The 13717-nt window shown below is 31.7% G+C and carries 16 protein-coding genes; 1 reads left to right on the forward strand and 15 read right to left on the reverse strand.

What is annotated here, in order from left to right; all coding sequences use genetic code 11:
* Positions 1–146 precede the first annotated feature (146 nt).
* On the forward strand, positions 147–773 hold the full coding sequence (locus J2Z39_RS01465) for a YczE/YyaS/YitT family protein (RefSeq protein WP_209813420.1): 627 nt from the start codon (positions 147–149) through the stop codon (positions 771–773).
* A 115-nt stretch (positions 774–888) separates the two neighbouring features.
* Here the strand turns inward: J2Z39_RS01465 and J2Z39_RS01470 are convergent, their stop codons facing one another.
* From J2Z39_RS01470 to J2Z39_RS08415, 15 genes are all read right to left on the reverse strand, one after another.
* On the reverse strand, positions 889–1875 hold the full coding sequence (locus J2Z39_RS01470) for a tagatose 1,6-diphosphate aldolase (protein WP_117520322.1): 987 nt from the start codon (positions 1873–1875) through the stop codon (positions 889–891).
* Positions 1875–2801 carry a hexose kinase gene (locus J2Z39_RS01475; RefSeq protein WP_209813421.1) on the reverse strand — a complete coding sequence of 309 codons (927 nt, stop codon included), beginning with the start codon at positions 2799–2801 and terminating at the stop codon, positions 1875–1877. Before J2Z39_RS01475 ends, J2Z39_RS01470 begins: the two co-directional genes overlap by 1 nt.
* A complete protein-coding gene (gene nagA / locus J2Z39_RS01480) occupies positions 2798–3925 on the reverse strand; it encodes an N-acetylglucosamine-6-phosphate deacetylase (RefSeq protein ID WP_209813422.1) in 1128 nt (375 codons plus the stop codon). Before nagA ends, J2Z39_RS01475 begins: the two co-directional genes overlap by 4 nt.
* A gap of 41 nt (positions 3926–3966) precedes the next feature.
* Complete coding sequence (locus J2Z39_RS01485; RefSeq protein WP_209813423.1) at positions 3967–5097, reverse strand: AgaS family sugar isomerase; 1131 nt, start codon at positions 5095–5097, stop codon at positions 3967–3969.
* Positions 5098–5205: 108 nt separating this feature from the next.
* The gene (locus tag J2Z39_RS01490; RefSeq protein WP_245325647.1) at positions 5206–5622 is read right to left on the reverse strand and encodes a PTS sugar transporter subunit IIA; all 417 of its coding nucleotides are present in this window, start codon (positions 5620–5622) and stop codon (positions 5206–5208) included.
* An 18-nt stretch (positions 5623–5640) separates the two neighbouring features.
* Complete coding sequence (locus J2Z39_RS01495; RefSeq protein WP_209813424.1) at positions 5641–6648, reverse strand: PTS system mannose/fructose/sorbose family transporter subunit IID; 1008 nt, start codon at positions 6646–6648, stop codon at positions 5641–5643.
* Positions 6638–7441 (reverse strand): PTS mannose/fructose/sorbose/N-acetylgalactosamine transporter subunit IIC, encoded by an 804-nt coding sequence (locus J2Z39_RS01500; protein ID WP_117520332.1) that lies wholly within the window; start codon positions 7439–7441, stop codon positions 6638–6640. Before J2Z39_RS01500 ends, J2Z39_RS01495 begins: the two co-directional genes overlap by 11 nt.
* Before the next feature lie 17 nt (positions 7442–7458).
* Positions 7459–7935: a PTS N-acetylgalactosamine transporter subunit IIB gene (agaV, locus tag J2Z39_RS01505; protein WP_117520334.1), complete on the reverse strand. Its 477-nt coding sequence runs from the start codon at positions 7933–7935 to the stop codon at positions 7459–7461.
* A gap of 20 nt (positions 7936–7955) precedes the next feature.
* Entirely contained in the window at positions 7956–8231 is a 276-nt protein-coding gene (gene yajC / locus J2Z39_RS01510) for a preprotein translocase subunit YajC (protein WP_209813427.1), read from the reverse strand.
* Positions 8232–8335: 104 nt separating this feature from the next.
* On the reverse strand, positions 8336–9040 hold the full coding sequence (locus J2Z39_RS01515) for a GntR family transcriptional regulator (RefSeq protein ID WP_181965101.1): 705 nt from the start codon (positions 9038–9040) through the stop codon (positions 8336–8338).
* Between the two features lie 125 nt (positions 9041–9165).
* Positions 9166–9915, reverse strand: coding sequence for a DeoR/GlpR family DNA-binding transcription regulator (locus J2Z39_RS01520; RefSeq protein ID WP_209813429.1), 750 nt, complete (start codon positions 9913–9915; stop codon positions 9166–9168).
* A gap of 55 nt (positions 9916–9970) precedes the next feature.
* Positions 9971–11374: a 6-phospho-beta-galactosidase gene (gene lacG / locus J2Z39_RS01525; RefSeq protein WP_209813431.1), complete on the reverse strand. Its 1404-nt coding sequence runs from the start codon at positions 11372–11374 to the stop codon at positions 9971–9973.
* Positions 11375–13054 carry a PTS lactose transporter subunit IIBC gene (locus J2Z39_RS01530; RefSeq protein ID WP_209813433.1) on the reverse strand — a complete coding sequence of 560 codons (1680 nt, stop codon included), beginning with the start codon at positions 13052–13054 and terminating at the stop codon, positions 11375–11377.
* An 8-nt stretch (positions 13055–13062) separates the two neighbouring features.
* Positions 13063–13371, reverse strand: coding sequence for a PTS lactose/cellobiose transporter subunit IIA (locus tag J2Z39_RS01535; protein ID WP_117520344.1), 309 nt, complete (start codon positions 13369–13371; stop codon positions 13063–13065).
* Positions 13368–13691 (reverse strand): hypothetical protein, encoded by a 324-nt coding sequence (locus J2Z39_RS08415; RefSeq protein WP_245325648.1) that lies wholly within the window; start codon positions 13689–13691, stop codon positions 13368–13370. Before J2Z39_RS08415 ends, J2Z39_RS01535 begins: the two co-directional genes overlap by 4 nt.
* Positions 13692–13717: the final 26 nt, after the last annotated feature.

The raw sequence follows: 13717 nt of genomic DNA on the forward strand, positions 1-13717 counted from the left end.
TAAAAACATTTACTTTTAATAAAACGTTAATCTCTAAGATATTTTAAATTAAAATTACCCATAAGTTTATAAAAATTATATAAATCCACGGAATATTGGTATAATTAGTAAGTGTATTAACTATATTATTTATCAAAGAGGTATGTATGACTGCCAAAAATTCAAATTATATAAAAAGAGTATTAATTTGCCTTATGGCAAATATTCTAATCGGAATAACCATAGGTGCTATGAGAGTAGTTAATCTTGGTATAGATCCATTTACATCTCTAATAATAGGAGTAAGCAACTTAGCTAAAACTCCTTTTAGGTATATATATCCCATTATCAATGCAGTAATTATAATTTTAATTTTTTTCTTAAATAAGTCGATGATTGGTATAGGAACAGTTATTAATCTTTTAGTTATAGGACCTGTAGCAGATTATTCTGCGGCTTTTATAGAAAATATATACACTAGCCCAACTTTCATATCTAGAATTATCATTTTAATAGCAGCTCTTATAATAATGGCTATGAACGTTTCTTTGTATACTAGCACCAATATAGGAGTATCTGCTTATGATTCCTTGTTCCTTACAATTAATAAAAAGAATCATAATATTTCTTTAGGTGTTGCTAGGATTATCACTGATTCTATAAGTATGATCGTAGGTATTATAGGAAAAGCTACTATCGGTATTGGAACTATAATAAATGTATTTTTTATGGGCCCAATGGTCGATTTTTTTAATAAGTCTATAGCTAGTAAATTACTTAAAAATATATGTTAGCTTATAATACTTTAAATATAAAAATATCCCATTAAAGCATAATGAACTGAGCCTTTAAAGTTGAACCAAAGCAACTTAAGGGTGGGGGCAGTTCATAAACCTTAAGGGATTGCTTTTATTCTTCTACTATTTTATCAAATACAGATGTAGCTGTTTCTTTTATAACTTCATTTAATGTTACTATATTATCTTTCCCTTCTGCATTTAACCATTCTTTTGCTTCTTCTTCAGATTTACCAAATTCTTCTACAGCGCCTCTCCAAGTAGCTCTTCCGCAAAGGACACCATTGAATGTTGAGCCGGCTTCTTTGGCAAATTTTAGGGTTTCTTTGAATAAGTCTGCGCTTACTCCGCCGCTTAGGAAGATGAATGGAATATCAGTTGCATCGGATTGTTCTTTGAAATATCCTAAAGCTTCTTTCCTTGAGTGTAAGATTTCACCATCACCAAATCCTTCTACAAAGTTCATATTTACTGGTGCTTCTACCTTTAATACGTCTACCTTATATCTTGGATCATCAAACACCTTAATTGATTCGATTACTTTTTTAGGACGTAGCTTAGAATACTCTGCTCCTTTTGCATCGTCTATATTTGCATCATAGTTTACGATTTCTAAGAAATACGGAAGTCCTAATGCTTCACATTCATAACCAACTCTTTCAACCCAAGCTTTCTTGATGTCATTGATCTTATCATCTTCATCTATATCGTAGTACAAAAGAACTTTAACAGCATTTGCTCCCATTTCTTTTATTCTAAGTCCTGATACAAAATCAATTAATCTAGGTAATCTGCCTTCTTCATACTCATCATATCCAGTTTGTTCATAAGACATGATTAAGCCAGCATTTTTATCACGAGCATTTACACCTTTCATACCATAGATTGGATCAAGAAGAATAGATGATGAGTATTTAGTAAGTTCACTAGAAATTAATTCTTTAAACCTTCCAATCCCTTCTACATTATTTAACTTAGGGTTAGCTTTCTCCATCATCTTTTCCATAGACCCTCTTTGATCAATAGCAAGAGCCGCTATAACACCTTCATCATTTACTAATTGTTTAAGATTCTCATATTTTTCTTTAGATACTTTCATTAGATTTCCTCCACTTCTATTTGCTCATAATACTTATCAAAATCATCCATGTTAATGTGGGCAATTTCTTTATTTAAAACATTTAACAAACCACAAGTCATACTTGTTTTTATGATATCTATGTCATCTTTATCTTTACTTATAGCATATATAGCTCCTGCAAGAGAAGAATCTCCGCTCCCAACAGGATTAATTGCCTCTACTTCTGGAACGTTTGCCTTATAAACTTTATTATCAATTTTTACAATAGCCCCATCTTTGCCCATAGAAGCTATTATATATCTTATATCTTTGAAAGGTTCTCTTAATAAAATATCAACCAAATTATCTTTGCTAACTTCCGTCTTTAATACATCTCCTATTTCACTTTCGTTTGGCTTAATTAAATCTGGTTTTACACCTGCATTTATTATAGACTCAAGGGTTTTTCCTGAAGTATCCACAGATATAAATTTATTTTTCTCTTTAGCATAGGCTATTATTCTTTCATAAAAACTTGCATTAAGACCATTTGGTAATGATCCTGAAACATTTATATAATCACAGCCCTTAGTGATTTCATCGAGCTTTTCTATAAAGTCATTCTCTTCAGTTGTTGTTATTTTAGGTCCTTTTTCAAGGATCTCTGTTTGATTTCCTTCGTGTAATACAGCTATACAATTTCTCGTATCTTCCCCTATATCAATAAATCTTGACTCTTGCCCTTTATTTTTAATGGTATTTTTTATATACTCTCCTAAGGCTCCTCCAACAAAGCCTGAGTGTACAACATCTTCTCCCAGTTCATTCAAGACATATCCAACATGAATTCCCTTACCACCTGCATCTTTTATAACTTGGTTAGTCCTATTAACATCATCGATTTTAAAATTTTCTAGTTCATATGATATATCTACAGATGGATTTGCTGTGATTGTTAAAATCATTCAAAAGCCCTCTTTCCATTTATATAGGTAGCTTTAAGATCTAAATCTTCGTTTAGTACTATAAAATCTGCTTCATAGCCAAGTTTTAATTTTCCACATACATCATCAATACCTACAGACTTTGCAGGTATAAGGCTTGCCATTTGTATCGCTTCAAATACATCTGCAATTTCCCAGTCAACTACATTTTTAATAGCATCCTTTAGCTTAAGTATAGATCCTGCTAGAGAACCGCCTTCCTTAAGTCTTGCTGTGCCATCTTTAACTACAACTGGAAATTCTCCTAGCATATAGTCTCCATCTTTCATTCCACCTGCTGACATACAGTCCGTAATTAAAGCTATATGATCTCTTCCCTTAACATTCATCAAAATATTGGCAGCAGCTGGATTTACATGATGACCATCACATATAAGCTCAGATATAGTTTCTGAATTCATTGCAGCTCCTACCATTCCAGGATTTCTGTGATGAAGTCCACTCATACCATTATAGGTATGAACAAATATATTTGCCCCTTCATTTACAGCATCCATAGCTTCTTCATAGCTTGCATCAGAATGTCCAAGAGCAACGTATACTCCCATAGCATTTGCCTTGTGTATAAAGTCTTTTATATTTTCTCTTTCCGGTGCAATTGCAATCTTATTTACAAGACCATTTGAAAGCTCTTTCCACTTTTTAAGTTTTTCTATATCAGGATCTGACATATATTTTTCATTTTGAGCACCTTTATATTTTTCAGTAAAAAATGGTCCTTCTAAAAATATGCCACGAATCTTAGCACCTTTTACATCCCTGTATTCCTCACCTACAATCCTACAAGCTTCATTTAATCTTTCAGTACTATCTGTAAGGGTTGTAGGCAAAAAGCTTGTAACTCCTGTTTCTAGTAAGGCTTCTGAAATTATATTTAGAGCACCTGGCTTAGCGTTCATAATATCTTCTCCACAATATCCATGAATATGAGTATCTACTAAACCTGGTGCTATAATTTCTCCTAGATCTTCATAAAAATCTGGCTTCTCTTTTGAAAATGATTTAATCTTTCCATCTCCTACTTCCATATAGTAATCTTGTAAAACTGTATCTTCTAATATTATATATTTTGCTGTATAAAACATAACTTCTCCTTTTCTTTAAGTATTTATTTTATACCCATGACTTAATTATAAGGATGTATAGTAACTCCCTTTACTACTCTATTAACAGTTCCAGATTTTGAAGGATTATCAGGGGTATTGCCTACTCTTAGACTTGTAATCAAACTTACAAGTTGACCAATAATTATAAACGGTAAAGATAAGTAAGCATCACAAGTAAGTTCATTTTCATAAATTAACTTTTCAAAGTCCCCATCTATTTTAGAATTGGCTACAGCTATTATTTGAGGAGCAATTTTATCAGCTGATATTTCATTTAATATATCCAAATCATAATCTCTTGTATACTCATTTGAAGATATAAAAGAAATAATTAATGTCTTACCATTTACAAATGACTTAGGTCCATGTCTAAAGCCCATTGAAGATTCATATAGACTAGAAACATCACCTGCTGTAAGTTCTAGAACTTTTAGTCTAGCTTCATTGGTTAGTTTATACAAAGAACCCGATCCAAGATATATGATCCTATCAAAGTCAAAGTCAACAAGTTTTTCTATTTTCTCGCTATCTTTTAAAATATCTCTGGCTATCTTAACAATTACATCCACTTGCTCTTTCTTGTCGCTTCTATTATCAAATATTAAAAGAGCTGTTAAAAGCATAGATGAAAATGAACTTGTCATAGCAAAGCCCTTATCGTTTGTACCTTCTGGCTCTATGAAAACATAAGAATTATCATCATCTAATAATTTTAAAGCAAGTTTACCATCTGGAGCACAAGTAATGGCTAAGTTATAAAAGTCATCTACTAATTTTTCGCCAAGCTCTACTGCGGCTAAAGACTCAGGTGAGTTACCACTTCTTGCAAAACTTACTAGTAGAGTTTTTTTATCCTTTTTAAAATGAAGATATGGGCAACTTACTAAATCAGTAGTTGCTATTGACTTAAAATCGTAATTTCCTAAAGAATTTAAGTATTCACAAGCAACATTACCCACATATTCACTAGTCCCAGCTCCAGTAAAAATTATCTCAATATCCTCACCTATTTTTCCAAAAAAATCCTTAAGTTCTTCTAGTCTTTGTTCATAAAGCTCATATACTTTTTCCCATATATCAGCTTGAGAAAAAATTTCTGAATAAGTATTAATTGCATCATTTTCTTTTATATAATCTAAATCTAAGTACACTTTCTAACCTCTTCTTTCCTAATAAAAATTTTACACATTAGCAACAACTATTATATTAAAAAACGATAGCGCAATTGATTAATATTCAATTGCACTATCGTCTCATTACTAAATACCATCTTGATTTGAGGAAGTTTCTATTTCTTGTTTGTAGGTCACAATTGATTGTTTTGATGTTGTAATTATATCTTCTAAGAATTCCTCATTATCTTCTATTTCAGATGATAAAGCCTGATATAGCATCGCAAAATTAACACCTGCTACAAACTGAACATTTTCTTTATCTGCTAAAGTCATTACAGATCTATTAAATGGAGTTCCACCAGCCAAATCAGACAATACAAATATATCACTATAGTTCAATTCTTTGTATGCATCTTCTATATTCTTATCTAATTGCTCAATATTATCTCCATCATGAAATTCAACAATTCTTATATTATCAAAGCTTCCTGCTATCATCTTAATTGTCGAATATAACCCACTAGCTAAGTCTCCATGAGTAGTTAAAATAATTCCTTTCATCAGATACAACTCCTCCCGCTAAAATACACCAATATAAGCACCTACTATACCTAATATAAGAAGGAAGACTATGCACTTTATAGGCGTCCAACTCTTCTTAGATAAGAGGAAGTATAATAGTAAAGTAAGACCTAATGGTACTAAACTTGGTATGATACCATCTAGTACTTCTTGGATATTTACATTAACAGGAACTTGTTCATAAACGGTGAATTTTAATTCTGATGTGCCGTTTCCAAGATCACGTACCTTAGCACCTTCTTTCAAGTCTTTGGTAAAGTTTCCCTCATCATCTTTTATATATAAATAATCTTCATATGTCTTAATAGAGTCATTAGCTACTACTGTTTGCACTTCTTGAGCTTCATTTGTCATACCATTTGGAATTTCAATAGCAAGCTTTGTACCACCGTAAACTGATATAAGTGCTCCAACTATTATTACACCAAGTATAGATGCTGCTCTAGTAAATTCTTTAGCATTAGCTGTGAAAATATCTATAGCATCGGATCCCAATTTATAAGACCAGTTCATAAGCCAAAAACGCAATGCAAACTGAGCCACATTAAATATTACTAGAAATAGTATCGGCCCTGCAATATGTCCCTGTAAAGCAAGGTTTGAAGATATGCCTGCAGTAATTGGTACAAGAGTAAACCAAAATAAAGCATCTCCTATTCCACCTAGTGGACCCATAGCAGCTACTCTTACAGCTCTTATTGTGGGAACTTCAACTTTATTTTGTTCAAGCGAAAGTATTATTCCCATTACAAATGTAACCAAGAATGGATGAGTATTAAAAAATTCAAGATTATGAGCCATAGACTTAGATAGGTCTTCATCATTAGTATGAATCTTTTCTAGACCAGGTAGTATAGCATATAGCCAACCTGCAGCTTGCATTCTTTCATAATTAAATGACGCTTGTAAAAACAGTGATCTCCACACCATCTTATTTAAAGTTTTTTTGTCTAATTGTGGAGCAGGAGTAAGATCCTTATATTGGGTTGATTGATTATATTCCATCTTCATAATCTCCTTCAATAGATACACTTGATGATACTTTTATCTTAGAATTAATTTGATAATCCCAATATGCAATCGCAAATCCTATCATAGCTATTATGAGTAATGCTGGTCCACTTAGGGTTGGATTAGCCATTATAATAACAGCTAGAGCAAAACCAGCAAAGAAAAATCCCCACAAGTCACGACTTATCATAAGTCTTAATAATACAGCAAAGCCTACATATTTCATCATTCCACCTGCAACATCTAAGCCATGCATAAATGTATCAGGTATATTTTTTACAAGTTGCTTTCCAAAGGTAGCTCCACCTATGAAAAATAATACTACAATAATACCAAATATAGCTCCAATCGCCGCCATAGCTCCATAATTTAATTTTTCAATCCCTCTTGGGTTAGCTTCAGCTGCATATTTATCTGCCCTACTCATTAAAGGTGCCATTATTGTAAATATTACTGTTACACCATATTGTCCTAAAAGAGCAAAAGGAATAGCTGCTGCTACAGCCGCATTAGAGTCAAACCCTGCTGTAATAGCAAATATTACAGACATAATTCCACCGATAACTGCATTAGGTGGTTGTGCTCCTCCTACAGGCATATTACCTATAGTCATAAGCTGATAAGTCGCTCCAACTATTAATCCAGTGTTTAGATCACCAAGGATAGCTCCAACTATAGGGCCCATTACAATCGGTTGATAAAGTGATTCAAGAAAACTAAATTGGTCAATAGCTGCTATAAATGTCACTATAAATATCAAAATTATTTGCAAAGCATTAAAATGCATAATTTTCTCCTATTCTATTATGAAAATAGCTTTTCAACGCTCTCCGTGGCTTCTGTAGGAACTTTCCTTATTTCAAGTTCTATACCGTGTTCTCTTAAAGCCTTAAAAGCATTGATATCGTTATCATCTACAGCAACAACACCTGCCACTTGTCTTTTTCCCTCAGACATATGCATATTTCCAACATTTACTTTTTTAATAGGCACTCCACCTTCAACTAATCTTAATGCATCCTCTGGGGATTCAATAATAATAAATATTTTTTGCCTATCTGCAGCTTTATGAATAGTATCTATCGTCTTTTGAATTGTCCAATATCTTGTATCCACCCCATTAGGAGCAGCCATATCCATAAGACCTTGTCTCATTTTATTACCAGCAACCTCATCATTTGCGACAAGTATTAAATTTGCTCCAATAGCTTTTGTCCATTGAGTTGCAACTTGTCCATGCAATAAACGATTGTCTATTCTCGCTAGAATAATATTTGGCATAAATAACCTCCAACATAATTTTAAGCAACTACTTCTTTTATTGCGGATCGATCCACTTTGATATCTACATCTTTTGCTATATTTACAATAGCAGTATCTTCACTCATCTTTATTACTCTACCGTAAATCCCTCCAAGCAAGATAACCTTTGATCCAGGCTTGAGTAAAGCTTGCAGTTTTTCCATATGAGATCTAGACTTTTTCAAGTTTCTCATACTCACTATTTGCATAATGATAACAAAAATGAGTATAAAAACTAATAAAACTAGTGAAACTGTAGCGATATCTTTTATCATGAATCCTCCTAACTGGTAATTACCTCTTATTTAATTATAAGAACATTTTCTCAAAGTGTCAACTATACACAATAACCATATATAATATTATTTATATATAGTTATTATAAAGGATTATAAGAAGTTTCATAATAAAATTTATCTCCTCTAGCAAGAGAAATAGTATACTCTAATACTTGATCATCAAAATCATAAGATTTTCTAATTATTTTTAAGCACGCATCTTTTGCTTTTTGATTAAGATAGTTAGCTATCTTATTAGGTAATATCCCTACTGAAAATCTCTCATTAACATTAAAAATTTTTGTGCTTGCTTTCTCATCAAATATTTCATATAAAGGCTTTCTTTCAATCATGTCTTTAGTAACCCTTTCAAATCTACTATATGGAATATATGTGACCTCATACATCATAGGAACCTCATTTGCCAACCTAAGCCTTGTAAAAGATATAGCTAAATCAGTTTCTTTTATTTTAAGATTCTGGGAAATTTCATAGGAAGGATGTATTATCCTAAAATCAATAATCTCTGATCTAGGTGTCTGCCCATTTGCTATTGTCCTTTGAGTGAAAGAATAATATTTATTTAAATTATCTTGATCAGAGGTTTTACCTGTAACAAAGGATCCTTTACCATGGATTTGATAAATAAGCCCACTATTGACCAATTCATTAATAGCATTTCTTATTGTAGTTCTACTTACATTATATATTGCACAAAGTTGTCTCTCAGAGGGAATCTGATCTCCTTTTTTCATATTTTTAATTTCTTTACTTAAATCATCTACAATATCCGAATATAAACTCATAATACTTATACCTACTTTCAATAATTAATACGCTTATAGATAAATTTATTTATTAGATATTACTATATTATTATTTATATATTTATCCTAAGATTTCATGTTTAATTCTATATTTAGCTAATTCATCAGTTAATAACTTTAGTGTATTTTTTTAAGGACTTTAAGTCTTGCTTAGATAGTTTATCATCTGTGATAATATTTACTTCATCTATATTATAAAAAGAATAAAAATCTTCAACTCCTATTTTTGATGAGTCAGCCACTAAATATTTTTCTATAGAATTATCCAATACAAGTTTTTGTAGGTATCCTTCATCTTCATTATATGTGAAAGCATTGTTATCATTAATTCCATTTACACCTATGAAAGCTTTTTTAAACCTTAGATTCTTTATGTTCTCTACTGCCATAGGACCAACAAAAGCGCCAGTTATATTTCTAAAACTTCCACCAATTAATTTCAAATCAATTGTATCTATACTTAGTAATTCATTGAATAAGTATAAAGAATTGGTAAATGCTTTCAGTCTCTTTTCGCCAATGTACTCTGGTACAAATTCAATTGTTGTGCCTGCACCGAAAAATACTATATCATCTTCTTTTAATATCTCTGATATCTGCTTGGAAATATATTTTTTTTGAGTTATATTCTTTTCCTTTTTTTCAGCATTACTGTACTCTACATTAGATATAGATTTGATTTTTCTAGCTCCACCATGAACTCTCTTTAAAAGACCCTTTCCTTCAAGTTCTTTTAAATCACGTCTTATAGTCATTTCTGTGACCTCTAATGTCGTTGTGAGATCAGAAACTTCTATCAAATCCTTATCATTTACCATTTCTACTATTAAATCTTGACGCTTTTCTTTTAACATTTATCCACCTTTAAAATAAAGCTAGCATCAATACAATACCTATGCCGCTTTATATTTATTTAAGTTCTTTAGTTTCAGATAAGTTCTTAAACCAATATGCACTTTTCTTTGGATATCTTTTTTGAGTATCAAAATCCACAAAAAAGAATCCATACCTCTTATTATAACCATTTGACCAGCTAAACATATCCATTAAGCTCCACAAATAATAGCCTCTTACATTAGCTCCATTCTCATTGGCTTTTAAAACTACTTCTAGATGATCTTTTACATAGTCTATTCTTTGGTCATCTTCAACTGTATTGTTTTCATTTAATTCTTCTTTAATGCCCATACCATTTTCTGTAATATAAATCTTTTTACAGTTTTTATATTCTGAAACTCTCATTATCATATCATATAAGCCTTGCGGATAGATAATCCAGTCCCAATCAGTACGTGGCAATCCTTCTGGCTTAATTTCTTCACTCATACCCTTTAAAGCTGATTTAAATGTACCTCTATCTCCCGTTCCATTATGATGGTGATAGTTCTCACCTTCATAATTTTTATGCCAATGAGCTGAGTATGAATTTATCCCTAAAAAATCAACTCTTTTACACGCTTTTTTCATTTCTTGAAGGTCAGAATAATCAGGCTCAAACCTTTCAAAACCATTCGTCTCCAATATATAGTTCACTCTAGTTAAAGTTTTCTCTCTATAACTTCCCTCAAATGATGCTTCTAATTCTAGCCCATTTGCTATTGCATCTACTCTTTTAGCTGCTTCTACACTTGACGGATCATCCTCATCATATGGATAATGTGATTCTAATGAATGAATCACGCCAATTTCTCCTTCAATATTGTTATCTTTAAAGTAGTTAACTACTACAGCATGAGAATATAACATACCATGTATACATTCTACTGTTTTATTATATTGATATTTTTCTCCTGGAGGAAAAGTTCCAGTTATATATTGATTTACAGACCATGGCCATATTTCATTAAATGTCGCCCAATGTGTAACTTCACTAAATTCATTTAAACAAAATTTTGCATATTCAATAAAATAATTTTGAACTTCTTTATTTGTGAAATCTCCGTTTTTATTAAGTTCATAAGGTGTATCAAAATGATGCAAAGTAACAAGAGGTTCTACACCATTTTCTATTGCATATTTAAATAACTCATGGTAATGTTTAACACCTAATTCATTTATTTCTCCATAACCTTTTGGAAATATTCTTGTCCAAGCAATTGAAACTCTTATTCCATTTATGCCAAATTTTACACAGTTGTCAATATCTTCTTTATATTTATGATAAAAATCACTAGCAGGATCTGGATTATACCCATCGGTTTCTTTATAATAAACATCCCAACACACTAGTCCTTTACCATCCTCTTTAGTAGCCCCTTCACATTGATATGCTGCTGTTGCCCCACCAAATATAAAATCATTCGAAAATTTCATTTATTGCTCCTTTTCCAATTCGCTTAATATAAATTTAACTGCACCATCTGGATCCCTTGTTAAATCAATGTATTGTTTACCCGCTGTTTTTATTAACTTATTACCAATCCTATCAGTATCTTGTTTTATATCCTCATAATTATTTGCTACCTGTGGAGCTAATACTACCACATCATATTTAGGCAAAATATCATGATGAGCACCATAACTTCCTGCAGCTGCATGTAATTTAACGCCTTTTTCTTCAGCACCCTCATTTAAAGCATTTGCTAACAAACCACTCGTACCGCCTCCAGCACATAATACTAGAACATTAACTTCTTCTTCAAGTCGCTTTCCTTCTTCAATGAGTTTAACATCTCGTTCAGCAGTTTCTTCCGCATTTTCTTCTTCCATATCTATAAGTGCTTCTTCTGCCTGCTCTTTCTCTAAGATTTGTTTATCATAAACTTTAAAGAAAGGCAAATATAATAAAGTATCTACTATTAATAATATAGCCATCATTAATAATGATAATTGCGAAAAACCTGTAGATATAAATGCTCCAATAGGACCTGGAGTTGTCCATGGCATTTGAGCAACCATTGAATTCATTCCCAAAACCTCTACAAAAAATTTAAATATCCACACATTTAAAATCGGTGCTAATATAAAGGGGATCATAAATATTGGATTTAACACTAAAGGTCCGCCGAAAAGAATAGGTTCATTTACACCAAAAGATGTAGGTACAACTGCAGCTCTTCCTACAGCCTTATTTTGTTTTGATTTTGAACAAAACATAAATATAAATGGCACAACGAATGTAGCTCCTGTACCACCTAAAGTAGCTATAAATTCGCCTGTATTTGGAGTTACTATTGCTGTAGCATGCAAGCCTTGGCGAAAGGCCTCAATATTATTTGCCTGATTTATATATGCAATTGCATTTATAGCAGGATTTACTATTGACGGTCCATGTATACCTATAAACCAAAAGAATGCCATAGCTCCATAGATTAAAGCCGTTCCACCCCAGCTATCTGCTGCAGAGAAAAGTGGTTGTATTAAAACAATAATAGCTTCCGCTAAGTTTGTTCCAATTGTTGTCCTAATTATATAATCAATAACCCAAAACATTAATAAAGATAACCCAAATGGTATTATATCTTTAAAAGCTTGAGAAATATTAGGTGGCACTTCTTTAGGCATCTTGATAGTCAAATTATTTTTAAAGCAAGATTTATAAATATTCCCAGCAACAAATGTAGATATAAATGCAGTTATTAGGCCAGTAGACCCCAAATAACCATTACTAAATCCATCTTTTATTTGATCTGCTGATAAAAACATAAACCCAACAAGTGATGCAAACATTACTGATACGGTATTAAGCTGGGTATCTATTGGTAATTCTCTGTTAAGGCCTGCTGTAAAGTGTTTTGCTGTAGTTATTGACATTATAAGTCCTAAAAGTCCCATGGAGTATGCATATGGTTTAGTAAGCCATGTCTCTACATTCTCAGACCAATAAAATCCAAATATATTCGGGATATAAGCTATTAATAAGAATAAGCTTGAGAAAACTACAACCGGCATAGTTTCCATAAATCCATCTTTAATTGCTACCATGTATTTATTTCTTGATATCTTTTCAAAAGTAGGTGTTATTTTATCTATACGTTTTACTATTGCATCCATAATAACTCCTATCTTTTATAAATCTCTATTAGATCATATATTATATCCTTGAGTAACATCGTCGTCATCAAGTGGTCCTGGGCGTGAATCATTATAATACCTATATCTAAATCTTCGCCCCTAGCATCAAGTGTAAGCATCTCAGTTTGTTTATTATGGGCTTCATTTATATTTTCTTGAGCGGATTCTATTAAATTTTCAATTCTATCCCATTCTCCTCTCTTCGCACAATCTCTAGCTTCTAATAAACTACTTCTTGCATCACCAGAATATGCTACTATTTCAAATCCTAACATGCCTATTTCTTGTCTATTCATATTACCCTCTTACTCTCTTTATATAATTTCTTAGCTAATATAATTGATCCTTCAACCGGGCTTGCATAAGATGTTACAATATCAATATCACCTTCCACTTTATTTTTTATAGATCCCATTAATCTTTCTCCTATATTAGCTACACTTCCTGAAAACGATACCTTGACAAGTGTGTCAAAATTCAATTTCTTATATATTGTATCAATTATTAAGGATACTTCTTCAGACGTTTCGTCTAAGATATTTAATGCATTTTTATTGTTTTCTTCCAGCGCTATATCTAATATTACTGATATAGACGCTATCTCATTTCTTTTCATAACTTCTATAATTTCAAAAATTTCGA

This window comes from Anaerococcus nagyae (genome assembly GCF_017874535.1).
Taxonomy (GTDB): domain Bacteria; phylum Bacillota; class Clostridia; order Tissierellales; family Peptoniphilaceae; genus Anaerococcus; species Anaerococcus nagyae.

Bases quoted from the DNA above. Each gene is read 5' to 3' on its own strand.
- J2Z39_RS01515 (WP_181965101.1), bottom strand. From the start codon at position 9,040: ATGAGTTTATATTCGGATATTGTAGATGATTTAAGTAAAGAAATTAAA.
- J2Z39_RS01520 (WP_209813429.1), bottom strand. From the start codon at position 9,915: ATGTTAAAAGAAAAGCGTCAAGATTTAATAGTAGAAATGGTAAATGAT.
- J2Z39_RS01475 (WP_209813421.1), bottom strand. From the start codon at position 2,801: ATGATTTTAACAATCACAGCAAATCCATCTGTAGATATATCATATGAA.
- agaV (WP_117520334.1), bottom strand. From the start codon at position 7,935: ATGCCAAATATTATTCTAGCGAGAATAGACAATCGTTTATTGCATGGA.
- lacG (WP_209813431.1), bottom strand. From the start codon at position 11,374: ATGAAATTTTCGAATGATTTTATATTTGGTGGGGCAACAGCAGCATAT.
- J2Z39_RS01490 (WP_245325647.1), bottom strand. From the start codon at position 5,622: ATGAAAGGAATTATTTTAACTACTCATGGAGACTTAGCTAGTGGGTTA.
- yajC (WP_209813427.1), bottom strand. From the start codon at position 8,231: ATGATAAAAGATATCGCTACAGTTTCACTAGTTTTATTAGTTTTTATA.
- J2Z39_RS01535 (WP_117520344.1), bottom strand. From the start codon at position 13,371: ATGAATAGACAAGAAATAGGCATGTTAGGATTTGAAATAGTAGCATAT.
- J2Z39_RS08415 (WP_245325648.1), bottom strand. From the start codon at position 13,691: ATGAAAAGAAATGAGATAGCGTCTATATCAGTAATATTAGATATAGCG.
- J2Z39_RS01470 (WP_117520322.1), bottom strand. From the start codon at position 1,875: ATGAAAGTATCTAAAGAAAAATATGAGAATCTTAAACAATTAGTAAAT.
- J2Z39_RS01495 (WP_209813424.1), bottom strand. From the start codon at position 6,648: ATGGAATATAATCAATCAACCCAATATAAGGATCTTACTCCTGCTCCA.
- J2Z39_RS01530 (WP_209813433.1), bottom strand. From the start codon at position 13,054: ATGGATGCAATAGTAAAACGTATAGATAAAATAACACCTACTTTTGAA.
- J2Z39_RS01500 (WP_117520332.1), bottom strand. From the start codon at position 7,441: ATGCATTTTAATGCTTTGCAAATAATTTTGATATTTATAGTGACATTT.
- nagA (WP_209813422.1), bottom strand. From the start codon at position 3,925: ATGTTTTATACAGCAAAATATATAATATTAGAAGATACAGTTTTACAA.
- J2Z39_RS01465 (WP_209813420.1), top strand. From the start codon at position 147: ATGACTGCCAAAAATTCAAATTATATAAAAAGAGTATTAATTTGCCTT.